This window comes from Marinobacterium lutimaris (assembly GCF_900108065.1).
Taxonomy (GTDB): Bacteria; Pseudomonadota; Gammaproteobacteria; order Pseudomonadales; family Balneatricaceae; genus Marinobacterium_D; species Marinobacterium_D lutimaris.
The window spans coordinates 102,693-128,489 of sequence record NZ_FNVQ01000001.1 but is presented as its reverse complement, the minus strand read 5'-3'; the positions used below and the strand labels follow the sequence as shown (position 1 = coordinate 128,489).

Annotated in this window: 26 protein-coding genes; 13 read left to right on the top strand and 13 right to left on the bottom strand. The window is 53.7% G+C overall.

Annotated elements, in window-relative coordinates; translation table 11 throughout:
* Window positions 1-252: 252 nt before the first annotated feature.
* Genes C4S72_RS00605 through C4S72_RS00595 form a run of 3 tightly spaced genes read right to left on the bottom strand, consistent with a single transcriptional unit; the run spans window position 253 to window position 2,863 of the window.
* On the bottom strand, window positions 253-1,368 hold the full coding sequence (locus C4S72_RS00605; RefSeq protein ID WP_104001152.1) for an NADH:flavin oxidoreductase/NADH oxidase: 1,116 nt from the start codon (window positions 1,366-1,368) through the stop codon (window positions 253-255).
* 2 nt (window positions 1,369-1,370) lie between these two features.
* On the bottom strand, window positions 1,371-2,351 hold the full coding sequence (locus tag C4S72_RS00600) for an alcohol dehydrogenase catalytic domain-containing protein (protein WP_200826632.1): 981 nt from the start codon (window positions 2,349-2,351) through the stop codon (window positions 1,371-1,373).
* 14 nt (window positions 2,352-2,365) lie between these two features.
* Entirely contained in the window at window positions 2,366-2,863 is a 498-nt protein-coding gene (locus tag C4S72_RS00595; RefSeq protein WP_104001150.1) for a lactoylglutathione lyase family protein, read from the bottom strand.
* A 95-nt stretch (window positions 2,864-2,958) separates the two neighbouring features.
* Here C4S72_RS00595 and C4S72_RS00590 point away from each other — a divergent pair, with 95 nt between their 5' ends.
* Window positions 2,959-3,843, top strand: coding sequence for a LysR family transcriptional regulator (locus C4S72_RS00590; protein ID WP_104001149.1), 885 nt, complete (start codon window positions 2,959-2,961; stop codon window positions 3,841-3,843).
* A 24-nt stretch (window positions 3,844-3,867) separates the two neighbouring features.
* Here the strand turns inward: C4S72_RS00590 and C4S72_RS00585 are convergent, their stop codons facing one another.
* Complete coding sequence (locus tag C4S72_RS00585) at window positions 3,868-4,842, bottom strand: GlxA family transcriptional regulator (protein ID WP_104001148.1); 975 nt, start codon at window positions 4,840-4,842, stop codon at window positions 3,868-3,870.
* 129 nt (window positions 4,843-4,971) lie between these two features.
* Here C4S72_RS00585 and C4S72_RS00580 point away from each other — a divergent pair, with 129 nt between their 5' ends.
* From C4S72_RS00580 to C4S72_RS00565, 5 genes are all read left to right on the top strand, one after another.
* Window positions 4,972-5,523, top strand: a complete 552-nt coding sequence (locus tag C4S72_RS00580) for a cysteine hydrolase family protein (protein ID WP_104002988.1) — start codon at window positions 4,972-4,974, stop codon at window positions 5,521-5,523.
* Between the two features lie 213 nt (window positions 5,524-5,736).
* The gene (locus C4S72_RS25975; protein ID WP_235009006.1) at window positions 5,737-6,249 is read left to right on the top strand and encodes a LysR family transcriptional regulator; all 513 of its coding nucleotides are present in this window, start codon (window positions 5,737-5,739) and stop codon (window positions 6,247-6,249) included.
* Window positions 6,242-6,625, top strand: a complete 384-nt coding sequence (locus C4S72_RS25970; protein ID WP_235009005.1) for a LysR substrate-binding domain-containing protein — start codon at window positions 6,242-6,244, stop codon at window positions 6,623-6,625. Before C4S72_RS25975 ends, C4S72_RS25970 begins: the two co-directional genes overlap by 8 nt.
* A gap of 239 nt (window positions 6,626-6,864) precedes the next feature.
* On the top strand, window positions 6,865-7,377 hold the full coding sequence (locus tag C4S72_RS00570; RefSeq protein ID WP_104001147.1) for an SRPBCC family protein: 513 nt from the start codon (window positions 6,865-6,867) through the stop codon (window positions 7,375-7,377).
* An 89-nt stretch (window positions 7,378-7,466) separates the two neighbouring features.
* Entirely contained in the window at window positions 7,467-8,168 is a 702-nt protein-coding gene (locus C4S72_RS00565) for a type 1 glutamine amidotransferase domain-containing protein (RefSeq protein WP_104001146.1), read from the top strand.
* Window positions 8,169-8,536: 368 nt separating this feature from the next.
* On the opposite strand, the gene C4S72_RS00560 is transcribed toward C4S72_RS00565, so the two are convergent.
* The 7 genes from C4S72_RS00560 to C4S72_RS00530 form a co-directional block, all read right to left on the bottom strand.
* Window positions 8,537-9,217, bottom strand: coding sequence for an O-methyltransferase (locus tag C4S72_RS00560; RefSeq protein ID WP_104001145.1), 681 nt, complete (start codon window positions 9,215-9,217; stop codon window positions 8,537-8,539).
* A gap of 217 nt (window positions 9,218-9,434) precedes the next feature.
* The gene (locus tag C4S72_RS00555) at window positions 9,435-10,352 is read right to left on the bottom strand and encodes a dienelactone hydrolase family protein (RefSeq protein WP_407657689.1); all 918 of its coding nucleotides are present in this window, start codon (window positions 10,350-10,352) and stop codon (window positions 9,435-9,437) included.
* A 562-nt stretch (window positions 10,353-10,914) separates the two neighbouring features.
* The gene (locus tag C4S72_RS00550) at window positions 10,915-11,634 is read right to left on the bottom strand and encodes a type 1 glutamine amidotransferase (protein WP_104001144.1); all 720 of its coding nucleotides are present in this window, start codon (window positions 11,632-11,634) and stop codon (window positions 10,915-10,917) included.
* Window positions 11,634-12,494 carry a phytanoyl-CoA dioxygenase family protein gene (locus C4S72_RS00545; protein ID WP_104001143.1) on the bottom strand — a complete coding sequence of 287 codons (861 nt, stop codon included), beginning with the start codon at window positions 12,492-12,494 and terminating at the stop codon, window positions 11,634-11,636. The genes C4S72_RS00550 and C4S72_RS00545 overlap by 1 nt, the downstream gene beginning before the upstream one ends.
* Window positions 12,495-12,508: 14 nt before the next feature.
* Window positions 12,509-13,891 carry a type III glutamate--ammonia ligase gene (gene glnT / locus C4S72_RS00540; RefSeq protein WP_104001142.1) on the bottom strand — a complete coding sequence of 461 codons (1,383 nt, stop codon included), beginning with the start codon at window positions 13,889-13,891 and terminating at the stop codon, window positions 12,509-12,511.
* Between the two features lie 128 nt (window positions 13,892-14,019).
* Window positions 14,020-15,054 carry an AraC-like transcriptional regulator QhpR gene (qhpR, locus tag C4S72_RS00535; RefSeq protein WP_104001141.1) on the bottom strand — a complete coding sequence of 345 codons (1,035 nt, stop codon included), beginning with the start codon at window positions 15,052-15,054 and terminating at the stop codon, window positions 14,020-14,022.
* 494 nt (window positions 15,055-15,548) lie between these two features.
* Complete coding sequence (locus C4S72_RS00530) at window positions 15,549-16,463, bottom strand: LysR family transcriptional regulator (RefSeq protein ID WP_104001140.1); 915 nt, start codon at window positions 16,461-16,463, stop codon at window positions 15,549-15,551.
* Window positions 16,464-16,711: 248 nt separating this feature from the next.
* Between C4S72_RS00530 and C4S72_RS00525 the strand changes: the two genes are divergently transcribed.
* The 7 genes from C4S72_RS00525 (at window position 16,712) to C4S72_RS00495 (ending at window position 23,471) form a co-directional block, all read left to right on the top strand.
* Window positions 16,712-17,716, top strand: coding sequence for a tripartite tricarboxylate transporter substrate binding protein (locus C4S72_RS00525; RefSeq protein ID WP_104001139.1), 1,005 nt, complete (start codon window positions 16,712-16,714; stop codon window positions 17,714-17,716).
* 84 nt (window positions 17,717-17,800) lie between these two features.
* Window positions 17,801-18,322 (top strand): tripartite tricarboxylate transporter TctB family protein, encoded by a 522-nt coding sequence (locus tag C4S72_RS00520; protein WP_104001138.1) that lies wholly within the window; start codon window positions 17,801-17,803, stop codon window positions 18,320-18,322.
* Between the two features lie 2 nt (window positions 18,323-18,324).
* Window positions 18,325-19,842 carry a tripartite tricarboxylate transporter permease gene (locus C4S72_RS00515; RefSeq protein ID WP_104001137.1) on the top strand — a complete coding sequence of 506 codons (1,518 nt, stop codon included), beginning with the start codon at window positions 18,325-18,327 and terminating at the stop codon, window positions 19,840-19,842.
* Window positions 19,843-19,940: 98 nt separating this feature from the next.
* A complete protein-coding gene (locus C4S72_RS00510; RefSeq protein WP_104001136.1) occupies window positions 19,941-20,792 on the top strand; it encodes a shikimate dehydrogenase family protein in 852 nt (283 codons plus the stop codon).
* 262 nt (window positions 20,793-21,054) lie between these two features.
* Complete coding sequence (locus C4S72_RS00505) at window positions 21,055-21,969, top strand: DMT family transporter (protein WP_104001135.1); 915 nt, start codon at window positions 21,055-21,057, stop codon at window positions 21,967-21,969.
* Window positions 21,970-22,326: 357 nt separating this feature from the next.
* On the top strand, window positions 22,327-22,701 hold the full coding sequence (locus C4S72_RS00500; protein ID WP_235009004.1) for a carboxymuconolactone decarboxylase family protein: 375 nt from the start codon (window positions 22,327-22,329) through the stop codon (window positions 22,699-22,701).
* Between the two features lie 116 nt (window positions 22,702-22,817).
* Entirely contained in the window at window positions 22,818-23,471 is a 654-nt protein-coding gene (locus C4S72_RS00495) for a tRNA (adenine(22)-N(1))-methyltransferase (protein WP_104001133.1), read from the top strand.
* A 311-nt stretch (window positions 23,472-23,782) separates the two neighbouring features.
* Here the strand turns inward: C4S72_RS00495 and C4S72_RS00490 are convergent, their stop codons facing one another.
* Window positions 23,783-24,631, bottom strand: a complete 849-nt coding sequence (locus C4S72_RS00490) for an isocitrate lyase/PEP mutase family protein (protein ID WP_104001132.1) — start codon at window positions 24,629-24,631, stop codon at window positions 23,783-23,785.
* A 226-nt stretch (window positions 24,632-24,857) separates the two neighbouring features.
* Complete coding sequence (gene purU / locus C4S72_RS00485) at window positions 24,858-25,724, bottom strand: formyltetrahydrofolate deformylase (protein WP_104001131.1); 867 nt, start codon at window positions 25,722-25,724, stop codon at window positions 24,858-24,860.
* Window positions 25,725-25,797 lie beyond the last annotated feature (73 nt).

Genomic DNA, 25,797 nt, shown 5'->3' with positions numbered 1-25,797 from the left:
GTCGACACCTACCACTTCATCAGCAAGTGCCACGCCCTGCAAAATTTCCAGTACCTTGTAGTACTGAAAGCCTCAATCACCGGGCGTGCTGGCACCCGGTACGATAGAGGGGACAAAACCATCGGTATCGATCGTAATATAGTAGTTAAGCCCTTTTGGAATTCGCTTGAGTCCCTCTCCTATGCTGAGTTACTTGCAATGCCGCACAATTTTTATTGGTTTTAGGGCAATCTTTCGATGCACGGAAACGTTTTACTGTGCGGAGCCTTTACCGGGACCGGCATAACGCGAAAGCCAGTAACTGTATTGCTCCGGAAGCAATGAAGCCGGCTTTTCAAGGCCCAGTTCGATAGCGGCTTGCACCAGATAATGCGGGTTAGCCAAATGAGCGCGCCCCACCATGACAAGGTCCATCTGTCCGTCATCGACAACCTTGGCGATAGTTTGCGGATCATCGAGTCCCCAGGCAGTGGCTACCGGCAGGCCTGTTTCCTTACCAACTCGCTCAGCAATCGGCACCATAAACGCAGGTCCCCAGGGTACCTTCGCATTGATAGTGGAAAATCCCATGGACACATTCAGCATATCCAAACCTGCATCCTTGAACTTGTTAACCAGTTCAATGGACTCGGCCAGTGTTTCTTCATCCTGACCGTCAAACTCGATAACACCGAAGCGGGCTGTCAACGGCAGGTTCTCCGGCCAGACCTCGCGTACAGCCTGCAAGGTTTCCAGCAGGAAGCGGCCACGATTTTCTGCACTGCCACCGTATTCATCGGTGCGCTGGTTAGCATGGCGAGAAAAGAAACTCTGGGCCAGGTAACCATGCGCAAAGTGCAGTTCAAGCCACTCAAAGCCTGCCTCGAGAGCGCGCTTGGCCGTGGCGACAAAATCGGTTTTGACTCGCAGGATATCGTCGCTGGTCATCGCTTGCGGTACTTTCGGAAGGCCGCCGCCAAAGGCTACAGCCGAAGGCGCTATCGTCTGCCAGCCGCCTGGGGCGTCGTTGGCAATGTGATCATCACCTTCCCAGGGTTTGTTCGCGCTGGCTTTTGGACCGGCGTGTCCGATCTGGATGCCCGGCACAGAGCCCGCTGATCTGATGGCAGCAGCGATCTCAGCCATACCTTCAATCTGTTCATCTCTCCACAACCCCGTGCACCCCGGGGTGATACGCCCTTCAGGAGACACCGCGGTAGCCTCTACAATCACCAAGCCAGCACCGCCACGAGCCATGCCGGCATAATGGGCAAGGTGCCAGTCGCTGGTAAAGCCATCAATGGCGCTGTATTGGCACATTGGCGGGATGGCGACACGGTTGCGAAGGGTTATCTCTTTCAGTTTGAATTCACTAAACAATGCAGTCATGTTTACTCCTGATCTCCGCTCACCCGAACCAGGGCTTTGCCGGAAAATGTCCTGTTTTTAAGAGCCTCAAGGGCCGAGGGAAGGTCCGTAAAGTCACTATAATGCAGCGATTCAGGCTGAATATTTCCGGCCTGAATCTCACCAAGGAGCCGCTGGCCTGCTTCGGTAAGCCCGTGCCAGGCGTTGTCGTCACCAAAAATATGCAGGGCACCCAGTGCTACCTCATGCATGGACAAAGCCTGGCCGAAGGGTGCATTGGGCCACTGGGACAAGCGCCCCTGAATACAGACCAAGTGACCATTGGCTTTTAATGCGGGCACCAGACTGTCTGCACTGTCTTCGTTGACAGCATCGATGACCGCATAGAAATGGCGTCCATCTTTGAGTGCTTCATACGGAGTCTCTATACAGTTGGCCGCATCCAGGTCAGCAAGGCGCTGCCAATGGCGCGAATTGCAAAGGGCTGTCACTGCAAACCCGCGGCGCGCAGCCAATTGCACTAAGTACTGACCTACTGCACCTCCGGCACCCGCTATCAAAAGCGGCTCACCCGCTTTCGCCGGCACCTTATTGTTCGCCTGCCAGGCAGTAAGCCCCGGGCACGGAAAACTGGCGGCAACGGCCAGATCCAGATCATCTGGCAGGGCCATCAGAGCTCTGGCACGAACGGGTGTCAATTCAGAAAAACTGCCGTGCTCTTTAAGATTCTGGTGATAAGCCACCGGTTTACCCAGCCAGTCGGCTGACACCCCGGGGCCCAGGGCCACCACAATACCACTGGCATCGCAGCCAGGTATTTTACCCGGCTGCCACCCGCTGCTACCGAGCACCTTCCAGTCCACAGGGTTCAACCCTATTACCTGGTTTCGGACCCAGACTTCACCCTCGGTTAATGCCCTTGGCGTCAAGGTTTCAAGTACTAACCGGCTGGGGTCGTCACTCTGCTGCCAACTCCAGGCCCGGTAGTTTTGCGGTAACTGCACCAATGCCGTTCTCCTTACTGGTAAGCACCAGCCGAATAAGTCAGTTCATAGCTGTGGCTGTAGATCTCCAGGATGTTACCGAACGGGTCTTCCATGTAGACCATGCGATAGGGTTTTTCGCCCGGGAAGTACTCACGCACAGGCATACGCTGCTTGCCACCGGCCGCGACGATCTTGGCCGCCAAGCCTTCAACATCCGGGTCCTGTACACAGAAGTGAAAGACGCTGGTTTTCCAGTACTCAAAATTATTTTCGGGTTTCTCAGCGTTTTTGAACTCGAAAATTTCTACACCAACCCGATCGCCAGTCGATAAATGGGCAATACGGAAAGAGTCCCAGCCTGCACCGAATACATCGGTACACATGACACCGATGGCGCTGTCATCTTCGCTAATTGTGGTTGGCGGCATAATGAGATACCAGCCCATCACCTCGGTGTAGAATTTTACGGCTGCATCCAGATCGGTAACGGACAAACCAATGTGGGAAAAACTGCGTGGGTAAGTTTTCATATAGAACAGATCTCCTGTTGAATGTGCACCCATTCTAAAAACAAAAAGCTATAATAAGAACCGACATACAATTATGGTTCCTATTAGAATTCATTATGCATAACCCACAATGGCTTGCCTCTTTCGCGGTCCTGGCTGAAGCGGGAACTTTCACCCGCACCGCAGAACAGCTGGATATAACTCAGGCAGCAGTAAGTCAGCATATTCGGCGTCTTGAACAAGATCTCGGCCAACTAGTTATCCGCCATCCAAGGCAGATCGAGTTGACGCCGGCGGGCTTGGCGCTACTTGAATACATTAACGAGATCGCCCAGGCCGATAAGCGATTACAGCATCGTCTGAAAGGCGAGAACAACCGTACAGGTGAGGTCAGCCTGATCTCTCCCGGCAGCGTGGGACTGACCCTTTACCCTATTCTCCTGGATTTACAACAGCGCAACCGAGGGCTGACAATCCGTCACCGCTTCGCGCCCGATAGTGAGGTACTGGAGGCAGTAAAACAAAACCACTATGAACTGGGTATCGTGACGCTCAAACCAGACGATTCCCGCCTGACTGCCAGTCGCTTCTCCGAAGAGCCCCTGGAGCTGATCGTGCCGGCGAACCACAGCGTCTCTGGTTGGGAAGACCTTGAACAATTAGGCTTTATCGACCATCCCGATGGCCAGGTAATGGCTGATCGACTGCTTAGCCGCCGATACCCTGAAAAGCCGGGTATTCACGCCATCCCCCGGCGAGGCTTCATCAATCAAATCAGCCTGATTCTGGAACCCGTTGCCCGCGGACTGGGCTTTACCGTATTGCCTCGTTATGCCCGCCAGGCGTTTTCACGGCAAAGCGATATCGAAGTCATTGAGGGGGCGCCTGAGATTAAAGAGATCCTCTGGCTAATACATCGTGCCGAATGGCCACTGTCAGCGCACGCTGCATGGGTGGCTGAGCAGCTAAGAGAAGCAGTTGCAGCGCTAGAACAGCTTTGAATGGAAGTGATGCAACCAAGACCCTTAACCAACTCCAAAACGCTGGCGATATTCACTCGGTGACAAGCCAACTATCCGTACGAATATCTTGCGAAAAAAGCCTGGGTCCTGGTATCCAACTTCCCAGGAGATACTTTCTACTGATTGCCGACTAAACCTCAGCAGCTCCTGTGATCGACCTACCCTTAACCTCTGACAGTACTCCGAGGTCGTCATCCCAGTAGCCTTCTGAAATCTGCGCTGCAGCGTTCGTTCCTGCAGTCCCGCGACTGCAGCTAATCTATCGAGCCTTACCTCTTTGCCTTCAGTTTCTTGCAGCCAGTGCTGCAGTTTTAACACTGCGCTATCACCATGCATGAGTTTGGGTGAAAACACGCTGTAATATCGCTGTTCCCGGCCCGGCGGATCGACCAACAGGATACGTGCAGTCTGGATCATGGCCGACGGCCCCATAAAGCGGTCCACCAGTTTAAGGCCAAGATCGGTCCATGCCATCACACCACCCGCTGTGAGAATATCTCCATCGTCAATGATAAGACGGTCGATATCGAGATTTACGGTCGGAAAGCGTTGCTGGAATTTTTCCTCGTAAAGCCAGTGGGTAGTTACCTTACGCCCCTCCAACAGGCCTGTCTCTGCGAGGACGAATGCACCGGCGCAGATCGAGGCGAGTGTCCCTCCTGTCTTATGGTGCTGCCGCATCCATTCAATATAGGGCGCGACAACCTCAGCCGTCGCCGGATCACCCAGAGTGGGTGGAAGAACCATTACATCGGGTGATCCCGGCTCGCCCTGCATGGAATCGAAGCAGCGCTCAATCGGCATACCAGGAGACTTTTGCTGCCAATGACTCAGGCGGATAGAGGTAGACAGACCTTCGGAGCCTGGCTCTGCAAAGCGGTTCGCTATTGCAAAAAGATCGGTTAGACCCAGGACGGCAGACATCTGAGCACCGGGGTACAGCAGAAGACCCACTTCGGCCACATACATATCAGACATTTGTCGTAATCACCCCTCATTATGTCTTTATCGACAGTCGTCAGAATTATCTCTAAATCAGATGATGTCAAAACAACTTGCGAGGCCCCTCGCCAGACGAAAAAAACATCCATATAAGGGCAAATGATTATGACTAAACGCGCCGTTATCGTCGTCGACATCCAAAATGAATACTTCCCGCCGACGGGCAAACTGCCGTTGCAGGGAGTCCAAGAGGCCGCGGCTAACGCAGCTAAAGTGATTGCCCATGCTCGCGATCTGGGTGAGACGGTTATTCATGTTCGCCATGAATTCCCAGACCCTGAAGCTCCTTTCTTTGCCACGGGCACTGATGCCGTTGAGATACACCCGGCGGTCAAACCACTGGAAGGCGAACAGGTTATTACCAAGAACTATCCGAACTCGTTTCGTGAGACAGTACTGAAAGAGAGCCTGGAGAAGCTTGGCGTTACCGATGTAGTGGTCATCGGCTCCATGAGTCACATGTGTATCGACGCCACCAGCCGTGCCGCTGTCGATTACGGTTACAACACCACAGTCGTTCATGATGCCTGCGCAACCCTGGACCTTGAGTTTAATGGCGTAGTCGTTCCTGCAGCCCAGGTTCATGCTGCGTTTATGAGTGCCCTGGCGTTCCTGTATGGAACGGTTTCTACGACAGAGGAGTTCCTGGCAAGCTGACAGGTTTAGCCAAGATCTCCAGCACCTGGCCCAAGTGTAAATTCAGGCCAGGTGCCCCCCTGCATTCATGAATGCCCAGGGCCGACAGCCCCCTATTTCAAGTTTTGAGAATCGGTCCGCAAAACGGCCGGGGCTTGGTATTATCCATTCCTGAATTTCAGTAATCCCGAATCCTAAGCCGTCGAAAATATAACCGTGAAAGATCTCCAGAGTATGGATCTCAATCTGCTCAAGGCATTGGATGCCCTGCTGGATGAGCGCAATGTGACGCGAGCCGCTGAACGTCTGGGAATAACTCAGCCCGCTATGAGTGGGATACTCACTCGTCTGCGTGACAGCTTCGACGACCCCCTATTCTCGCGAACCCAACGAGGCATAATTCCTACCCAACGTGCCCTGGATCTGAGTAAGCCAGTGAAACAGGTCCTCAGACAGATCGATACGCTGCTTCAGCCTCCTGTCTTCGTCCCCTCAACTGCCAGTCTCACTTTCACCATTGCCGCGACTGACTATGCGCTGCGCGCAATCGCTGTTCCGTTTCTATCGGCGCTCAAGGTAAAGGCGCCCAGAATTAAAGTGTCCTTGCTCCCTGTCGAGAATGAACGGGTACACAGCCAACTCGAGCGTGGTCAGATCGACCTCGCTTTGCTGACACCAGACAGCACCCCCCCTGGACTTGCATGCGCGAGAACTATTCAAGGAGCACTATGTCTGTGTTATGCGTGAAGACCATCCGGCTGCGAATGGACGGAAGCTGACCCTAAAGGAGTTCTGTGCGCTTGATCATGCGCTGGTTTCCTACGAGGGCGGCGGCTTTTACGGCATTACTGATGATGTGCTCGAACAGCTGGGCGCTATACGTGAAGTCACGTTGTCGGTCAAAAGCTTCCTCATCCTCCCTGAAATTTTGCGCTCCAGCGACATGGTCGCAGTGCTACCCAGTCGACTGGTCTCAGGCATGGAAGGTCTCGCAATTTCTGAACCTCCAATTGCCGTGCCTGGTTTTACCAAAATAGCAGCCTGGCACGAGCGCACGCATCACGACTCAGCGCATCGCTGGATTCGGGAATTACTATTCATGGCCTGCGCCGATCGCAAGTAATCTGAACGAACAAAAGTCAGCCCCACGCCAGGAGGCACCTCAGGTGTAGATATGGTTCGTGCTTATTTTTTGTCTCGAGAAATAAGCTTGCGTGATATCAAGAATAATAATTTGAGATTGGTGTTATTTCTAAAGAGGCACCATCATTGATGACAACTCAGCGACACCACTAACAACTTTCACCTTTTTCAGTGGCAGCACTGTCAGGTTTAACCTGTCATCAACGTAAAGGATATTCTATGAATGCAATTAACTGGCCCGAAGGCTACGTACCTGGCTTTACCGAAAACTTCGCTTCAAACGAGGTTATTGTGGCGGGACTGAGCGCCGCTGATATCTGGCCGTTACTGGTCACTCCCTCTCAGTGGCCAACCTATTACTCCAACTCGGCAAATCCTCGCTTCTATGACGACAAGGGACCGGTGCTTGAAGACGGCGTGCGCTTCTACTTTGAAACCTTCGGATTCCCTGTGGAAGCACAATGCAATGAATTCGTGCCGCCGGCCGCTGGCACGCCTGGCCGCGTCGCCTGGCACGGTTGGGCAGGCGAGGAAGGCACCGATGCACGCCTGGATGTACATCACGCCTGGCTGATTGAAGATCTGGACGGCGATCGCGTGCGCATTCTCACTCAGGAGACACAGAAAGGTAAGCCGGCGGAAGAACTCCACAATACCAAGCCCAACCCTATGATCAACGGCCACCAGGACTGGCTGGACGGACTGATCGCAGCCGCCCGCGCCACTAAATAAGCCGCACTGAACGCAGAGATTGTCCGCTCATCCAATCAGGTAAGGGGATTCTATTTGACTCCCCTGAAAAGCCTCAGGAGAACGTAAACATGAGTACTACGAACAAGATTCTAATGATCCTCACTTCCCAGGCGACTATGGGTGATGACCCGCGCCCGACCGGCGTATGGTTCGAGGAACTGTCAACGCCTTACTATGCTTTCATCGATGCCGGTGCGCAGGTGGAGATCGCCTCTATCGCAGGTGGTAAGATTCCAATCGACCCGCATTCGCTGGAGAGCGAAGGTAAGAACCCACCCAGCGTGGAGCGTTTTCTCAAGGACGCTTCGGCCATGCAAAAGATCGAGTCCTCGATAAAAATCAGCGACCTTTCGATTGCGGATTACTCAGCGGTGTTCTTGCCCGGTGGGCACGGCACCATGTGGGATCTCCCCAAGAGCACCGAATTGGCCAGCCTGCTTTCCACGGCCTGGGCCGCTGGCAAGGTCATTTCCGCGGTCTGCCACGGTCCTGCCGGGTTGGTAAACGCCAAGGACGTCAACGGACAACCGCTGGTCGCTGACCGTCGTGTAGCCGCCTTCACCAACAGCGAGGAAGAAGCGGCCGGTCTGACCGAACAGGTACCCTTCCTGCTGGAAACACGCATCCGCGAGCTGGGTGCCAACTATGAGAGCGGTCCGGATTTCCAGACCTTCGCCGTGCGTGACGGCAAACTGGTCACTGGGCAGAACCCAGCTTCTTCCGAGGAAGTGGCTCGCCTGGTGCTCGAAGCCGTCCGAGAAGCGCAGTGAACCCTGTTTTAACCGGCCAAAAGAGCAGTAACTAGCTGGTGCGCTTGCCCAGCCGACGACTTGTTGGCTGGTTTTCTGTTTCCCACGGATAGATGTCGAAGTATGTCATGTTAGCCCTGCTCAAATTGAAGGGCAGCACCCCGCGGATTATTGGATGAGCATGACTGCATATTCCAATCTAGCTGAAACGGCCCCTTGCTAATGTACCAGCATCCATTATCCACCCTAGCCTTCCTCGCCTTAATGACTAGCAGCCTTGATCAGATAATGACTTGATGCGGCCGTTTACTGCCCGATATATCGGCGAATTACTCCCACTTAGCAGCCGCGATGTTCAAGTGCCAGCGTTCTACACCTATCATGGTCTCTCACAGCCGAAAAGATATTTCATGGCCACTGTGCGCCTTGGGACCGCCTTGGGTCAGTATCGGCGTGGACACATATCCCTGCTGGGGATCACGCATATATTGCAGGTACGGTTCGGCACCCTGATGGTCAGTGTTATCCGAAGCAATCAGGCAACCAGTAGCCATCTGCGGCTCCACCCTTCGCACCATATCGAGATAGAGCGATTTTTCGCCATCAAGAAACAGGAAGTCGACCGGGCCCGGCAACGGATCGGAGAGGGTTTGCAGCGCATCGCCAACGCGAAACTCCACCCAGTCGACTAGGCCAGCGCGGGTCAGGTTTTCCCTTGCACGCTCCGCCTTTTCGGCGATGAACTCGGTGGTAATCACCTTGCCAAATCCGTTATCGCGGGCGGCGGCGGCAAGGAAAATAGTCGAGATACCAAAGGAGGTACCAAACTCCACGATGGTCTTCGCTTGCGATGCCCGGAGTAGTGAGTACATCAGGTTACCGAACGGCCGGTCGATCGGCATGTAACGATGCTTCAGCGCAGTGAAGCGCTCCAGCGGCGTCAATACGGCTCCAGCCTCCGCTGTGAGTCGGTTACCTGCACCAGAACGCTGTTTCTCCGCCTCGGCGTAGAGTTCGTTCAACACCTTGGCGGCCTGGGAATCGTTGTTAAGGGAGTAAGAGGTCGTCATTTAAGCCATCCTGTCCAGGGTAAGGTCGACAGCGTGCATTACGCGCCGGAGAAACAACAAGAGGGCTTGGATTATTACATCCGGGTGGGTCGTCCTGGCGCTTTGGGACTGAAACATCCCGTTGCATAAAACGGAATCTACTAAACGAGCCTAACCGCGCGACCAGGTGCCGCGACGGTCAGGCCCTTGGAAACAGCCAAACAGCTGGACAGGCTGCTCAGGATTGCAGCTGCTGCGCGAAAAATTCCAGGGTTCGGCTCCACGCCAGTTCAGCGCTCTTTTCCTCGTAACGCGCAGTGGAGTCATTATGGAAACCGTGATTAACGCCTGGGTAGATATAGGCAGTGTAATCGACCTTCGCCTGTTTCAGCGCCGCCTCATAATCGGGCCAGTAGCCATTCACCCGTTTATCCAGTTCGGCAAAATGCAGCTGCAACGGTGCCTTGATATTGGCGATATCCGCCTGGGGAGGCGTACCGTAGTATGGCGCTCCGGCATCGATCACGTCGGGAAGTAGCGCGCTCAATTGGTTGGTCAGATAGCCGCCAAAGCAGAACCCTACCATCCCGACTTTGCCCGTGGAAAATTCATGCTGTTTCAACAGACGGGCAGCGGCAGCGAAGTCACCCTCGATCTTGCCGCGGTCCAGCTCCCGCTGCATGGCTCGCCCCTCATCGTCATTGCCCGGGTAGCCGCCAAGCGAGAAGAGCGCATCGGGTGCCAGTGCCACATAGCCAGCCTTGGCCAGACGACGCGCCACATCCTTGATATAGGGATTAAGCCCGCGGTTCTCATGGGCCACCAGCACCGCTGGTGCCCGGCTCTCAGCAGTGACGCCTGCGGGAACCACCAGGTACCCCCTGGCCCGACCATGCCCCTGGGGCGCATCGAACTCAATATAGCTAGCCTTGATATCCGGATCGTTGAAGGAGACCTGCTCCGCAAGCGCGTAGTTCGGCATCAGGCCACGGCTGACTGCCGCAATGCCCAGGCCTGCAATCCCGAGAGTACCGAGGCGCTGTAGAAAGGTGCGACGGTCTATATCGCCATGGGCATATTCGTCATACCAGTCGAACGCTTCCTGTGGAATTTTCGGTAGTCCTTGCTCACCAACTTCACGCTTGCCTGTCATCATTTTCTCTCCTGAAAAATTGCAGTCCACTGAGTGTAGACACTGTTAGAGGTCTTCACCCTCCGCAGTTGCGAAACGCAAATGTTGAATCTCATTTAGGATGAAATGGGAATCAAAGAGCGGCCGATTGGTTTCTTTGATGAGCTTAATGAAGGTTCAGAGCAGTCTCGCAGTCCCAATCCCCTTTCAGCACAGCGCGCCCCCGCCCTCCGCACAGAAAGATTCTGATTAGCGCACTAACCAGAACAGTCGCATTTAAATCCTGCTTAGCCCAATAGCCTCGCGAGCCTTAGACCGCACATGACTGGTCCAGAAACCGGCAAGCTTATCGTTCAGATTTTCAGCGAATGGCAAAGTAATGCTTCTCCTTGCCCAAACCAGCGCGGCCTCCGCATTGGCAGAACCCCATCAAGCATTGCTCTGTGGCATACATATCGTTCACATTCGGGGGAAGTAATCGCTCGAATGACAACAAGGGCGGTAACTAACTGTTGGGGAGGCATCCCCTCTAGGGATGCCTCCGATTAGGGGCTGCAGTTAGTTAAAAGAGAGCGGCAGTAAACTCCTACACCCGGTCCAGCCAAGCGTTCATCACCGACAGGGCGAACTCGGTCTGCGCCTGCTGATGCTGCTCGAAATCCACGGTAACCTTTTCGACAAGACGTGCGATCTCGTGCTGATCCTTAGCCGGGTTATCGATCAGTTCGCGCCGGGTCCAGGTATCCACAATCTCCGGCGTCACCTCGAAGTGACACTGAAAACCGTAGATCTTCTCGCCAATCCTGAACGCCTGATGGGTCACCTGATCGCCACTCATCAGCAGTGTGGCTTCTTCCGGGAGCTCGAAGGTGTCCGAGTGCATCTCGAACAGTACCGGCTGCGCGGGCATATCCTTCAGCAGCGGATCCTCTCGCCCGGCGTCGGTCAGGGAGAGCGGCGTGAAGCCGTACTCCAGGACCCCCTGCGGACGAACCTTTGCTCCGAAAGCGTAGGCGATCGACTGACACCCCAGGCATGAACCCAGTATGGGCTTGTCTGCTTCATGAAAGCGATGAATCAGTCCAGCCAGCTTATCGAAATAGGGTTTGAGCTCCGGGTCATGAACGCTAACCTCACCGCCGAACACAATCAGCGCGTCATAGCCTTCGGTCGATAATGGCAGCTCATCCCCTTTCAGACGATAGAACCAGAGCAGTGCGCCACCTCTAGCGCGGACCGCCTCGCCGATTTGCCCCGATTCCCGGTCGCCCTCCATGGAACCCGCCATGATAGCGAGGATGTTCATCACACCACTCCCTTCTCAAGGTATTCATCGAGCCCCGGAGAACGATAACCATCTTCGCGATAGACGATGGGGAAGTAGCTCTCATCCACCTCGTTACTACCGAACTTTTTATAGCGGCCGTAGATCGGACCGTTGCCGACGGTCATCTTTTCCGGGTTGTACTCGATATCGTCCTGGAAGTAGTGCATTGCCACCGAGCGACGCGGCACATCTGCCTGGTTGACCCTTGAACCGTGCCAGAGCCAGCCATCATGGAAAGCACCACCGCCCGGCGGAACTTCGATCGGCACCAGTTCCAGCTCAAAGCCGTTGGTATCCGCCCATTCACGCACCTCTTTGAGATCATCCTCAGGCCCGTGGAACTTCATGATCGGCTTGGCCTCACCCCACTTGTGCGAGCCGCGCACATAAACCAGTGTGCCGCCCTGAGCCGTTGTGTGATCCAGCGCCAGCCAGCAGCTGACAAGTTCCGGCTTATCGATCCAGAGCGAGTACATGCTGTCCTGATGGAAGCCGATGGAGCGACCGTTGACCGGCTTCCAGAGCAGGTTGTCGACCATCAGGCGGCTGCCGGTCCAGCCACCAAGCTGGGCACAGGCGCGGCCCATGGACTCGGACATCACCTGACGAGCTACCGCCAGATCAGATTTCCAGGCGTTACAGATCTGCTTGGTATAGGGAGGATCACCCTCCGGCAGGTTAACCTCATCCGGTCGGATCCCGGTTTCATACTGGCCACTGAAGAGGCCTTCAAAGCGATCACGAATTTCAAGTGCCGCTTCCGGCTCAATAATCTTATCGACGATCAGGAAACCATCCTGACGAAACTGCTGAATCTGCTTTTCGCTAAGTTCGAGCATGACAAAACTCCTTATCAATAAAAGGTCAGGTAACGGTTGAGTTCCCACTCGGAAACGGTGCTGTGGTACTCGTGCCACTCCTTACGTTTCATCTTCAGGAAACTGCCGACCAGGCGCTCGCCAAGCGCTTCACAGAGGAACTTGTCATCCTCCAGCGCATTCAGAGCATCGTTAAGGGTTTCCGGCAGACGCCCTACCCCGAGCTCATCCACCTGTGCCGGAGAAAGCTCATAGAAGTTGATGGCATGGGCCTCAGGCGCCGACAGCTCACGATCCACACCATCCAGACCCGCCGCAATGATTGCAGCCACCGCCAGATAGGGGTTCATACTGCCATCGCCAATGCGTACCTCGATGCGACCGTAGGGGATACGCAGCATCGCCGAGCGGTTGTTGTTGCCGTAGGTGATAAACACCGGCGCCCAGCTGGGGTTGCCGGGTGCACCTCGGACAAGTCGCTTGTAGGAGTTCACCGACGGACACAGCAGTGCTGCCAGAGCCGGGGCATGCTCGATAACGCCGGCAATAAACTGATAAGCGGTTTTCGACAGCCCCATACCGCTGGGGTCGCTGTCATCCTGGAAGATGTTGTCGCCCTCAGCGTTTTCCAGAGAGCAGTGCACATGCATACCATTGCCGGTAGTGGTCGCGCTGAGTTTCGGCAGGAAGCTGCAGATACCACCCAGGCCGTTGGCCACCTCTTTAGCGGCCATCTTGAAGAACTGCATGTTATCCGCCGACTTGATCGCCTCGTCGTACTTGAAGTTCAGTTCGAACTGACCGTTGGCGTCTTCATGATCGATCTGATAAACATCCAGACCGATGCCGGCCAGCGCCTGATGCAGCCCCTCAATGAAGGGCGCATTACGGGTCAGGCCCTGATAATCATAGGCAGGCTTGTCCAGGGTGTCGGTATTGTCGAACGGAACAACCGAGCCGTTTTCATCCCGCTTCAGCAGGTAAAACTCAGGCTCCATCCCGGTCATAAAGCGCAGGCCGCGCTCGGCCAGGCGCCCGGTTTGAACCGCCAGCACATTGCGCGAATCCAGTGGGAACAGTTCATCACCGACCCAGCCATGGCCACGGATGCAGGCATAACCGGGCAGCCAGGGCATCAGCGTGAGGGTGGAAAGGTCCGCCCGCATCATGTATTCGGGATCCTGGGGAGTCATATCGAAGCCCAGGACAGCCGCACCTGCGAAACCTGCTCCGGACTCGACCAGATCTTTCAGGCAATGCACCGGAACCGCTTTACTTTTGATGCCACCGTGCATGTCGACGAATTGCGCGAGGATATATTTAACGCCGTGACGCTCCAGGAAGATATGCGCCTCTTCCAGTGCGTTTTCTGCCGGACAGTTCCAGACAGAGGCCAGGGGGTGAGGTTGAGTAGACATTTGCTTCCCTCCTTTTGTTTGTGGGATGGAAGCAGTGTCTCAGTAATTAGGCTTAACAGGTTTGACCGCTGAATACGGTCTTTTGACATTCGGTGCCAATCTGCCCGCCAGCAGATCGAGTCAGCAGATCAGCGTGCCCGCCAATCGCTGGGAGAGAGATTTTTCCAGCGCATGAATGCGCGGGTAAATGCGGAGATTTCCGAATAACCCAACCGATAGGCCACCTCGGATATGCTCAGGCGGTCATACTCAAGGTAATAGATCGCCAGCTCCTCGCGAAGCTCATCGACCAGGGCTTTAAAAGAGTACTGTTCAGCGGAGAGTTGGCGCTGCAGGGTACGGCGGGACAGACTCATGCGGCGGGCCACCTGATCGATACAGGCTTCGCCCTGCGGCAGCAGCTCGATAATTTCGCTACGCGCCCGCTGGGCCGTTGAAAGTATCTGCGGTGCTGTACCGACGAGATCGGCGATGGTACCGCGTACCACATTATTCAGCATGGGGTTGGCGTCCGGCATCAGTTGATCCAGACAGCTTTCTCGGAACAGTATCTCGTTACGGGACTGCTGGAATTTAACCTCGCAGCCGAACGCCTCACAATGCGGTAACGCATCCACCAGGGCGGGATGCTGGAAGTGAATCTCCAGCGGAGCCCAACTCTCACCCAAGGCCCGACTCAATACATTATTGAACATGCCCACGGTCAGCTCGGCATCCTGCCTGCGGTCGACAATATCACCATCCAGCAGACGGTATTCCAGTCTGCAGATGCCCTGATCCACCTCGAAGTTCAGCAGGCTGTTGCGCTGAAACACCTGGAAGTAGGTCTGCATACCGTCGATGGCTGAGCGCAGATCCGGCGCGGTCAGTGCAAAGTAGCCAAACAGGCCAAGCCCTTCGGGACCGAACTGCTCACCGAACCAGAGCCCGAAGTGCTCATTACCGGTGGAACGCGCAGCTTCGTGTATCGACTGACAGTAGCTTTTCAGAGAGATATGCCGATTCGGTTCCTTATAGAGGCCCGGCTTCAAACCCGAGCGCGACAGAACCTGACGACTGTTTCCACCCTGCCGATCGATGAACTCTTCAAGCCCCAGGGTAACTGACGCCAAAACACCCGAACAGGCCAGCGTCTGACGATTCATGGAGGAAGACAAATTCATAAGGATCACCACCAAAAGGAATGCAGCTTGACCAAGCAATAATCAAGCCGCAGCGGCGTATTCCTGTTTTCAATCGGTTATATAGCCTTTTCATGCAGCACAACGCACCAATGGAATGCCCGAAGCCCCCTGTTGCACCAACACGAACACCCCTGCAGGCCCCACAGTCAGCACCCTACCGGTCGTTCCAGTCGTCGTTAACGCTTTCTTCATAGAAGACAACAGCACACCACCTGGGAGTTCTGTTGCAGACGCCCCCACACCCGAACGTCAGCGCCAGCAGCGACGATCGATCGGGTGTGTGAGGGGGGAAAATGGGATTTGGCCACGTTGATCTGCGGATAACCTCACCCTCCAGGCTAAAGTGCACCGACAACTAACCAATCCAGGCAAAAATCCAGATGACACTCTGAAGAATCGCTGGATTTAAATGAAAGACTTAGGCCTGAAGCCAAACATGAGTTTTGGGAAAACACGAGCAGATCAATAGGTTTTCAAGTAAAGCTTTTCTGACCCATTTCCGTTTTCATCGCATCAATAAACGACTCTGCGAAACTTGAGAGCTCACCATCATTCCGCATCGCCACATAGGTTTTGAACCTTACTGGTTTTTCAAGAGGAATCACTCTCAGTTCACTGGATTCATCTCCAACATCAGCTAATGAAAAACTATCAAGGATTGCCACTCCCAGCCCCTGTTTGACTAACCCCAACACCATAAAGCCAAACCGTACTCGAAATCTCAGGTCGTACTGGACATCATCCTGCGCGAATACGCTATCCAAAATCTGTCCGTATGGGTCGGCTGGATCAATACCAATCAATGGAAATCGCGCGATCTGTTCGGCCGACACTTTATCCAGCTTGGCCAGCTCATGGTCACGGTGGACAACACAGCACAGTTTCCCCTCTTCTAGAGGCTGAAAGTCGATGGCAGGGTGGTTTAACCGATAACTCATACAAACAAACTCCCCACGCCCCAACAATAGATAATCGATCGCTTCCTCGAGTTTCAGTGTCTCGGCATTGATATGGAGGTCAGGATGTCGCTCGCTAATTCGGCGAAGGCTTCTAGGGACCATGGACATTGCAATACTTGGTACGGAACCAAATGTCAGTTCGAAGCCGCGCCCATCTTCAAGCTGGTTAAGCGACGTATTCAAATCATTGAGTTTTTTATAGAGGTCATTCAGTTGGGCAAAGATAGTGCTGGCCTCTGCACTCGGCGTATATTTCCCTCCGCTTCTGGTGAACAGCTTGATCCCGAGACTCGATTCAACATGTTTCATGGTTCGGCTGAGACCCGGCTGAGAAACATTCAATAGCCGCGCAGCTCCTATAATCGAACCCGCTACTTTTATCGCACGAATAATCTCGATCTGACGCAGCGTCAGTTGACGTTTCGACATAGCCAGCCTCTCTAAATCCACTATCTTTTGACAAAGCAAACGTTAAAGCGTTGATGTCAAAAATTAACATCATGTTATAGAACTGGCAATTATAGGTATTTGACGTAATTTTATATCGAGGCACAATTCATAGCTAACGGGGAGACTGCAAGACCCGAATGGTCCGCAAGCCATGACAACTAGGCTACGCGCCCCGCGAAACAACAGGCCTAAACGGCTTTCGTCCAATAAGAAGAAGGATAAACGGTATGAAAAAGACGCTGATCAAGACACTCGCGGGTATCACATTCGCTGGATTGGTTGTTGGCAACGCCATGGCAGAATATCCAGAGAAAGACCTGCAAGGCATCATTCAGTGGGGCCCAGGTGGCTCTACAGACACAGTTATGCGCTCGGTAACCCCTCATGCCGAAGACGTATTGGGTCGTGACATTATCATGACCAATAAAACTGGCGGTGTCGGAGCGATAGCTACCAAGTATGTCAACGCGATGAAGGCCGACGGCTATACCCTGCTAATGGGTGCCGAGAATCCCCAGATGTACAAAGTACTGGGCTTGGCCGATATCGATTACAGCGACATGATTCCTATCAACATACTCGCACGCGGTACGCCAATCTTCGTGGCTCGCAACGACGCACCTTTCAACACAATGAAAGAGCTCGTCGAGTACACCAAAAATCACCCTGACGAAATCAAAACCGGCTCCACCGGTCCCGGCGGTCTGACCTCCATCATGCTAGCCATGCTTAAGGCAGAAACCAACGTAGAATTCACCGGTGTTCCTTATGACGGCGATGGCCCTGCGCTGACTGCACTTCAGGGTGGTGCTATTGACATCATGCCCGCTGTACTTGGCGCGGCAATTGAACATATCAAAGCGGGTCGTATGAAGGTCATTGGCCTAGTCGACACCCAAGCGAACGATCTATTGCCTGAAGTAGCACCAATTACTGAGGAGTTCCCTAGCTTCAATAAGTACCTTCCTTGGGGACCGTTCTTCGGTGTCTTCATCAAGCAGGGCACACCCGATGAGGCGGTTGAAAAACTGGTCGACGCTTACACCAAGGCAGCTGAGCAACCGGACTTCAAAGCCCTGATGGACAAGCGAGGTTTCAGCATCATGAACGTCTCCGGTGACGAAGCGAAGCAGTTCCTAGAAAACTACCGCTCCGTCTCTTCATGGATCGTATATGACGCTGGTTTCGCCAAGCACTCCCCCGAAGAGTTTGGCATCAAACGCCCCGAGTAATACAACCGAGAGCCGGGCCTTGCGTCCGGCTCCGCTGGTTGGCTGCACACCCCAACCGACTATAACTAGAGTGAATCTATCACCATGGCACATACCCAGCATATCTACACGAAGCCCGGCGAAACACTGTTCGGATTCCTGATGGTAATTCTGAGTGGCTTCCTCTTTTGGAAGGCCTATAGCATCTCAGGATTCGAATCTCTCAGTTCACCCGGCGCTTTACCGCTAGCGGCAACCGCGCTGATGGTAATCACTTCATGTGTATCCTGTATTCAGAACCTGCGCTTACCGACTGAGGTTCAGGGCCATTTCTTCAAGGAAATATTGCCGCCAGTTGTCGCAGTGATGATCGCGGTCATTTTCCTGTTCGCAGTCGTACTCAACACCCTGGGTTTCATTCTGACCGCACTGGCCTTCCTGTTTCTGACGATTAAGTTTCTCCACCGCAGTGGCACCATTCGCACACTGCTGCTCTCGGCCATGATCTTGGTCTTGGTTTACGTTGTTTTCCGACTGGTGTTCAAGGTGGTCCTGCCCGAGGGAATCATCCCGGAGCGTGAAATCATGGCGGTCATCGTCGATCTCTTTAACAGTGGAGCGAACTAACGATGCTTGAGGCACTGCAATACTTTTCAATGGCCTGGGTATCGCCACAGCTGCTTGCTCTAGTCGCGCTGGGCACCTTCCTGGGTATTTACGTAGGTGCAATCCCGGGACTCTCCGTCACTATGGCGGTGTCGATCCTGATCTCATTCACCTTCTCATGGGATATCAACAACGCCCTCTGTCTAATGGTAGGCGTGTACATGGGGGGCGTATATGGTGGCTCCCGAACTGCCATCCTGCTCAACATTCCCGGTGCGCCCTCGGCCATTGCCACCGCACTGGACGGTTTCCCCATGGCGCAAAAGGGTGAGGCCGGACGGGCTATCGGTCTCTCCACCGTAATGTCGGTGGTCGGCGGCTTTATCGGCATTTTCATTTTGGCCGTAGCCGCTCCGTCTATCAGTGAGTTTGCTCTGACGTTCCAGCCTCGCGACTACATGATGCTGGGCGTTATGGGGATCATGCTGGTAGGCTCACTTTCCGGTGAAAGTCTGACCAAGGGGATTTTCGCCGGTGCCTTGGGCATACTGATCGGCACCGTTGGACTGGACCCGCTTACCGCTGAAGAGCGCTTCACTTTCGGTGCTGTAGAGCTGTGGAACGGTATCAACCCTGTGGCGGTGATGATCGGCATGTTTGGCCTCTCGGAAGCGCTGATGCAACTGCATCACCTCGACAAGGTGGCACTGAAACAGAAGCTCGATCGCATCATTCCAGCCTGGGCGGACGTACGTAAATACCTGCCGTTGGGCACCCAGTCCTCGATTCTGGGCACCATCATCGGTGCCCTGCCCGGCACGGGTGGCGATATCGCCGCTTTGATGGCCTACGATTACGCCAGAAGGACTACGAAAAATCCGAAAGTACCGTTTGGAGAAGGTGCAAAAGAGGGACTGATTGCGCCAGAGTCTGCTAACAACGCAGCTGTTGGTGGTGCCTACATTCCGATGCTGACCCTGGGTATTCCGGGGGATGCGGTTACTGCGGTGTTTATCGGTGCACTGTTCATCCATGGTCTTAACCCTGGTCCCATGCTGCTGACCGAGCGCCCGGAGATGTTCTGGTTCACTGTTGGCAATTTGACCCTGGCTAATATCTTCGTGCTGATCTTTGGTCTCACCGGCATCAAGCTGTTTTCGCGCATCGTCGAATGCCCGAAAGGGATCCTGATTCCCCTGATCTTCGTGCTATCGATTGTCGGCGCCTATGCTATCAACAACTCTGTGGCCGATATCTGGTGGATGCTGGGCTTTGGTGTGCTGGGCTATTTCATGAAGCTGTACGGCTACCAGGTTGGCCCGGTAATCCTCGGCGTCATACTGAGCCGCTTGGTGGATGATAACTGGCGTCGTGCGATCATCTCCGAGCGTGGCGATATCGGCGAGTTTTTCGTAAACCTATTCTCCAGCCCTCTATCCGTGGTGCTTTTTTCGGTGGTTATTTTGATTCTTATTTCGCAGTTCCCAATCTGGAAAGTGATGCTCAAAAAACGTCGTTCAGATGCATCCCGCGATGCATAACGAATAACGTCTAATCGACGAAATAGACCGAAATATCCGCGTTTATTCTGAAGCTCTTTTAGGCCGCTGGCCTGAAAGAGCTCATAAAGGTACCTTTTATGATCAAATTGGGCCTCGTAGGTCGTGCTATATCCCAATCGAGCTCACCAGACCTGCACAAGCTACTGGGAGACCTTTACGGATATGAGCTCGACTACCAACTCCATGAGCCAGACAACGAGTCGCCAGCCGCCTTGCAAGCAACCTTGGCCGAGTTGGTGAGAAGCGGTTATCGCGGCTGTAATGTGACCTATCCATACAAGCAGGCCGCATTAAAACTTGCGGATAAAATTAAACCCTCGGCAGCACTCGTGGGATCGACCAATACATTATTATTTGGCGAATCCATCATTGCGGCAAACACCGATTATTCAGGTTTTATACGCGGCTATCGCGCCCGCTTCGCAGAAGAGCCCGCGGGTAAAGTGCTATTGATTGGTGCAGGTGGCGTTGGTCGTGCAATCGCATTTGGTCTATTTGAAGTAGGTGCCACTGAGGTGTTTATTTCTGACCTGGATGTAAACAGTGCACACTCGCTCGCGGAGGCGATAAATGCCAAAGGTTTTAAAGCCAGTGTCGCCGACAAGGAAAAAATAGCGGATATAGCCCGTGACGTTGATGGACTCGTCAATTGCACTCCAGTAGGCCATTACAAAAGCCCTGGGATTCCCTTGGACAAAGAACTGTTCGGCGGCCAACAGTGGGCATTTGACGCCGTTTACACTCCTTTGGATACCGAGTTCCTGATCGAAGCCAATCGCCATGGTTTAAGGTTGATGTCTGGGTTCGACCTGTTCATCTATCAAGGAATAGATGCCTTCGAGATCTTTGTGGGCGCTCAGGTCGATGCTGGGAAGGCGCTGGCAAGTTTTCAGAAAAAATATGGTTTGCAGAGTGAACTATTGCGTTAAAAGATCAAGTATTGATTTGCCTCAGGCTGAGATTTTCGTGTCGGCTCTCGGTCTGTAACCCCAACGCTTGGTTATTAGTTAAGTTGTTGGCTTAGTTGTTGGGTTTATGGGCTGTATTACACAGCCCTTTTTTTGTGATGGCTCGGCCATGCTCTATATGGCCTAAATAGCATCACTATATATACTATTTCCTATTCAGAATGTTCGGCGTCTGATTCTCAACATCTACCTTACTAACCCTTCAGAAAAGTAACGAAAAACTATGATGCATCAGGCACGGGTCGGCGAACTCTACATGATGGCGGCTGCAGCACTCTGGGGACTGCTACCCGTTATTTCCAAACAGGCCTATCAGCATATCCCGATACTGATGTGTGCAGCCCTGAGTGCCTTCGTAACGGCGATATTTTTCGCAGTCCTACTAACTCTCAGGGGTGAATGGCGCGACCTGTTGTGCAAAACAGCCCTGGCCAGTTCACTGATATCAGGTGTGGGTATCGGAGTGCTGTTCTACGGGCTGGTGTTTTGGGGCCAGTCGATGGTGCCCGCCAGTACAACCAGCGTTTTACTGCTGATGGAAGTGTTCTACTCCATGCTGCTTTTAAGAGTTCTTGGGCATGAGCGCCTGACCCGCCGGCAAGTCGTCGGTGCTGGCGTCATGGTCGCCGGTGCCATCATCGTATTGGCTCCGAATTCCGCCAGCTTTCTGGGTCTCGGGGAGCTGATATTGTTATTCGCCGCTATCATTCCCCCCATCGCCAATTACCATATGCAACGCGCTCGCAAATACGTTGGCGCCTCCAGCATTCTGTTTTTGCGCAGCTGTATAAGCCTGACCGTAATTTGTTTACTCGCACTCTGGCTAGAGCCCCTACCTTCAACGTCCGATCTGCTGGCTGCCGCACCCTGGATACTGATCAACGGTATTTTGATATTTGGTGTCTCGAAGATTTTTTGGGTCGAAGCTATACGTCGCATTCCAATCTCTAAGGCAGTCGCCATGAACTCCCTGGCACCCTTGGTGACGCTGGCGGTCGCCTATTGGCTACTTGGAGAGCCAGCCGCCTGGTATCAATGGGTAGGCTGCGCTCCGCTAACCCTTGGTTGTTGGATACTTGTTTCCAATCGATCAACCAAGCGCACTCATCAAACATCCACCCCTGCCGCAATCGAATGAGAGTTAATTTTTTAACTCCCCGGCATGCATATAAATACAAGGGTTCAAAACGTCCATTTCGGATAGAATCAGTTATGAACACTCATTTCGTGAGCGGCGGCTTTGGGTCGAAAGTGACCACCGGTGCCCGATCCCCAGAACGTCTGCTCTGTGCACTGAGCAGTCCCCTTCTGATAGGTTGTTTCGTGACTACTTTGTGCCGGTTCGCGACGCCTACAGTACAGGCCTGCTTCCTTTACAGTCAGGAAACAACCCCCACGAAGAAACCTTTTGGTCAGCGGCGGTTCGTCATATCAGGCCAGGCATAATTTGCGCCTTTTAACGAACAGGGTGTACAACCAGAGGAAAAGGGGGTCAGTGCCAATTTTTCATCCCCATTTTTTCACGGGCATCAGCCCAGGAGGTGCCGCCATGGCAGACAAACAGCTTCCGCAGAACTACGTGCAGTTTCGCAACCGCTACAAGCGCCTCGCCGGTGCCGTCGACGCACTCGGCAAGGCGGCGCGGGACGAAGGCCCGCTGGACGAGAAAAGCGCCCAGCTTATCCAGCTCGCCGCCGCCGTCAGCATCCGATCCGAGGGTGCTGTGCATAGCCATGCCCGCCGCGCCCGCGATGCCGGTGCCAGCTCCGACGAGATTCGCCACGCCGTGCTGCTACTCGTCAGCACCATCGGCTTCCCTGCCGTGATGGCCGCCCTCAGCTGGGTCAACGACGTGTTGGAAATAGGGTGACGCGTCACAGCGTTACCTGAAACAGCAGGTAGGGCTTCCCTGAGGGGAGCCCTACCTACCTGGATAAACGAAAAAACACTTACAATACGTTTTTAAAAACACAAAGCAGGTAAGGCTTGAAACTTAGCAACCGTTTAAAACTAGTCGAGAAAATGGTCGGCGCCCACTATACACACATTTGGGACTGTTGCTGCGATCATGGTTTTCTAGGGGCTTCCTTATTATCCAAACAAACAAAAGCTACTGTTCATTTTGTTGATATTGTGCCGGATTTAATCGATGAACTAGAAACCAAATTGAAACGATTCTTTTCTGGTTCAGTATGGGAAACTCACTGCTTAGATGCATCCCTACTCCCGCTGCAACGTTATGATGACAATCATTTAGTTATAATTGCAGGAGTTGGTGGCGATTTAACCGCTAAATTTGTTGAGTCAATTTGCACAAGAAACCCAAAATTAAACATCGATTTTTTACTATGTCCGGTTCATCACCACTTCTCTTTGCGACAAAAACTAATAGAGCTTAATTTTGGCTTAAAAGATGAAGCATTAATAAAAGAAAACAAGCGTTTCTATGAGGTTATTTTAGTTTCATCCGATAACATAAATAATAAAAGCATTACCAGAGTCGGAGACCAAATTTGGCATTATGAATCGGCTCAAGAGTACTTAAATCAAACGCTAAATCACTATCAAAGAATACAGCAAGGACAGAAAAATGATGTCCAACATATCATTGATGCCTACAGCAAAGTGAACCTTGGCTGATTCAACCTAACGCATGAAATGGATTCCCCGTCCGTTCACAGTTGTCGCTGTGCTTCATGACTCTTCGTGTCTAATAGAGCACTCCCGCTATCGGTTTCAGGCTAAGCGAGAAACCGTACGAATCATTTCACTGAAGGTGAGATTTTGCTTGGCCGGCCTAGTCTCATTCAATGTCCAACGCCCCTGATGATGGGCCGAGTCATTCCACCGGACATGAGATCTGACAAGCTTTAGATCGTCACCAGCCGGCCCCTCCCCTCTTATTTAAGGGGTAGGGATACGCCTGCTGGCATTAAGCGGATATGGCCGGCTTATTCAGAGATTTTCAGGTAGCGCTTGATGGAACGATCGAACCTTTCCTTCTCGGTGTACTTGCCGATTATCTCGCCGTACTTGAGCTCATCACCAGGGATATCCTTGCCGGCCAGGGCTGAGAGCGCCTTGTATGCCGCAACGATGGACGCCTCGAACGGTGAGTGCCCGCTCAGCAGCAGTTTCACATTACAGCTTTTGAAGTTCTCTTCGGTGAGGGTATTGGCCTTGCCGTAGGTGATCAGCATCTTCGGCTTGGCACTTGCCTTGGAGATCGCCTCCAGCTGTTCGGGGTCGGTAACGCCCGCCAGGCAGATACCGTCGACACCGGCTTCGGAATACTGGAACACGCGGTCGGCAACGGCTTCAATCTCTTCTCCGGCCACCACCTGGGTACGCGCGATAATGCCAAAGCGGTCTGAGCTACGGGCATCCAGCGCGGCTGCCAGTTTATCGAGCTGCTCCAGGGGTGAGATCAGCTTGGTTTTCGTCTGCCCGTAGGAGATCGGCAGTTTGGTGTCCTCAAGGGTAACGGCGGTGGCCCCGGCCATCTCCAGCTCTACCACGGTTCGCATGGTGTTGAGCGCGTTACCGTAGCCCGCATCGCCATCGACGATGATTTTCAGGGTGGATGACTGGCTGGTGCGTTTTACCAGATCACAGAGTTCGGTGGAGGTGAGCAGCATCAGGTCTGGCGTGCCCAACATGCTCAGGGATGCTACCGAGCCCCCTACCATGCCGTAGTTGAAACCCAGATCCACTGCCATGCGGGCGGCGATTGGGCAATGTACGGACGCGAGTACTTCGTGCCCTTCTGTCTCTTCGATGGAGTTATAGAATGCTGTCATGGAGAGCCTACTGCTGAGTCGTTATGGAGAAGCTTGTTACCACAATGCTACAACCACATTCTATCGGCAACTTCTGACAGTGCAGTGAACCGGTAAACGGCACAACCGACCCTGGACAGCTAGGGCCTTCTCCACCTCCTCGTCTAACGCGCTGACGATAGGCAATAAAAAACCGGGCACTGAGGCCCGGTCAAAAACAACAACGAAACGGATGTATTCAGTCAGATCAGTTGCTGAACACCACGGTGCGGCGTCCGCTGAGGAACACGCGCTTGTCACAGTGGTAACGTACAGCATTGAACAGGGTGATTCGCTCGACGTCCTGCCCCTTGGAAACCAGGTCTTCAGGATAGTGAGCGTGATCCACGCTCTGGATGCCCTGGGTGATGATCGGGCCTTCGTCCAGGTCGTTATTCACGTAGTGGGCGGTGGCGCCAACCATTTTCACGCCCTTCTCCCAGGCCTGGTGGTAAGGACGTGCGCCCTTGAAGCCCGGCAGCAGAGAGTGGTGAATGTTGATCGCCCAGCCATCCAGGGTTTCACACATATCTGGTGACAGCACCTGCATGTAGCGCGCCAGCACCACCAGATCGATCTCGTACTTATCAAGCAGTTCGAGGATCTGTGCTTCCTGCTGCGGCTTGGTGTCCGCAGTGATCGGCAGATGGTAGTACGGAATACCGTGCCAATCCGCCAGGTGCTGGAGATCCGGGTGGTTGGAGATGATCACCGGCACCTCGATGTTCAGCTGTCCGGTACGGTAGCGGAACAGCAGATCGTTGAGGCAGTGATCGTACTTGGACACCAGAATCGCCACCCGCTCTCGGTGACCGGGCGCGGTCAGGCTCCACTCCATATCAAACTCCGCAGCGCGGGCCGCGAACTGTTCATCGAAAGCTTCCTGGGTAAACCCTTCGCTTCCGGGCTGAAACTCGATACGGATGAAGAAACGTTCGCTGACACGATCGTCGAATGAGTGGATCTCGTTCACGTAATGCTGGGACTCCGCCATAAAGCGGGTCACCACATCAACGGTACCCAGTTTGCTCGGGCACTGGGCGGTAAAGATCCAGGAATCGGGCAGAGAGCTCATGGCCTACTCCTTACACAACAGAAAAAAGGGTGCCGGCTGGTCTGGCGGAATCAGCGCGGCACTCCCAAAAAAC

What these genes read in the sequence shown, in the direction of transcription:
- C4S72_RS00605 (WP_104001152.1), bottom strand. Translation starts at nt 1,368, where the DNA reads ATGACTGCATTGTTTAGTGAATTCAAACTGAAAGAGATAACCCTTCGC.
- C4S72_RS00515 (WP_104001137.1), top strand. Translation starts at nt 18,325, where the DNA reads ATGCTTGAGGCACTGCAATACTTTTCAATGGCCTGGGTATCGCCACAG.
- C4S72_RS00525 (WP_104001139.1), top strand. Translation starts at nt 16,712, where the DNA reads ATGAAAAAGACGCTGATCAAGACACTCGCGGGTATCACATTCGCTGGA.
- glnT (WP_104001142.1), bottom strand. Translation starts at nt 13,891, where the DNA reads ATGTCTACTCAACCTCACCCCCTGGCCTCTGTCTGGAACTGTCCGGCA.
- C4S72_RS00570 (WP_104001147.1), top strand. Translation starts at nt 6,865, where the DNA reads ATGAATGCAATTAACTGGCCCGAAGGCTACGTACCTGGCTTTACCGAA.
- C4S72_RS00545 (WP_104001143.1), bottom strand. Translation starts at nt 12,494, where the DNA reads ATGCTCGAACTTAGCGAAAAGCAGATTCAGCAGTTTCGTCAGGATGGT.
- qhpR (WP_104001141.1), bottom strand. Translation starts at nt 15,054, where the DNA reads ATGAATTTGTCTTCCTCCATGAATCGTCAGACGCTGGCCTGTTCGGGT.
- C4S72_RS00510 (WP_104001136.1), top strand. Translation starts at nt 19,941, where the DNA reads ATGATCAAATTGGGCCTCGTAGGTCGTGCTATATCCCAATCGAGCTCA.
- C4S72_RS00490 (WP_104001132.1), bottom strand. Translation starts at nt 24,631, where the DNA reads ATGACAGCATTCTATAACTCCATCGAAGAGACAGAAGGGCACGAAGTA.
- C4S72_RS00565 (WP_104001146.1), top strand. Translation starts at nt 7,467, where the DNA reads ATGAGTACTACGAACAAGATTCTAATGATCCTCACTTCCCAGGCGACT.
- purU (WP_104001131.1), bottom strand. Translation starts at nt 25,724, where the DNA reads ATGAGCTCTCTGCCCGATTCCTGGATCTTTACCGCCCAGTGCCCGAGC.
- C4S72_RS25975 (WP_235009006.1), top strand. Translation starts at nt 5,737, where the DNA reads ATGGATCTCAATCTGCTCAAGGCATTGGATGCCCTGCTGGATGAGCGC.
- C4S72_RS00530 (WP_104001140.1), bottom strand. Translation starts at nt 16,463, where the DNA reads ATGTCGAAACGTCAACTGACGCTGCGTCAGATCGAGATTATTCGTGCG.
- C4S72_RS00580 (WP_104002988.1), top strand. Translation starts at nt 4,972, where the DNA reads ATGACTAAACGCGCCGTTATCGTCGTCGACATCCAAAATGAATACTTC.
- C4S72_RS00505 (WP_104001135.1), top strand. Translation starts at nt 21,055, where the DNA reads ATGATGCATCAGGCACGGGTCGGCGAACTCTACATGATGGCGGCTGCA.
- C4S72_RS00560 (WP_104001145.1), bottom strand. Translation starts at nt 9,217, where the DNA reads ATGACGACCTCTTACTCCCTTAACAACGATTCCCAGGCCGCCAAGGTG.
- C4S72_RS25970 (WP_235009005.1), top strand. Translation starts at nt 6,242, where the DNA reads ATGCGTGAAGACCATCCGGCTGCGAATGGACGGAAGCTGACCCTAAAG.
- C4S72_RS00550 (WP_104001144.1), bottom strand. Translation starts at nt 11,634, where the DNA reads ATGAACATCCTCGCTATCATGGCGGGTTCCATGGAGGGCGACCGGGAA.
- C4S72_RS00520 (WP_104001138.1), top strand. Translation starts at nt 17,801, where the DNA reads ATGGCACATACCCAGCATATCTACACGAAGCCCGGCGAAACACTGTTC.
- C4S72_RS00585 (WP_104001148.1), bottom strand. Translation starts at nt 4,842, where the DNA reads ATGTCTGATATGTATGTGGCCGAAGTGGGTCTTCTGCTGTACCCCGGT.
- C4S72_RS00555 (WP_407657689.1), bottom strand. Translation starts at nt 10,352, where the DNA reads ATGATGACAGGCAAGCGTGAAGTTGGTGAGCAAGGACTACCGAAAATT.
- C4S72_RS00595 (WP_104001150.1), bottom strand. Translation starts at nt 2,863, where the DNA reads ATGAAAACTTACCCACGCAGTTTTTCCCACATTGGTTTGTCCGTTACC.
- C4S72_RS00590 (WP_104001149.1), top strand. Translation starts at nt 2,959, where the DNA reads ATGCATAACCCACAATGGCTTGCCTCTTTCGCGGTCCTGGCTGAAGCG.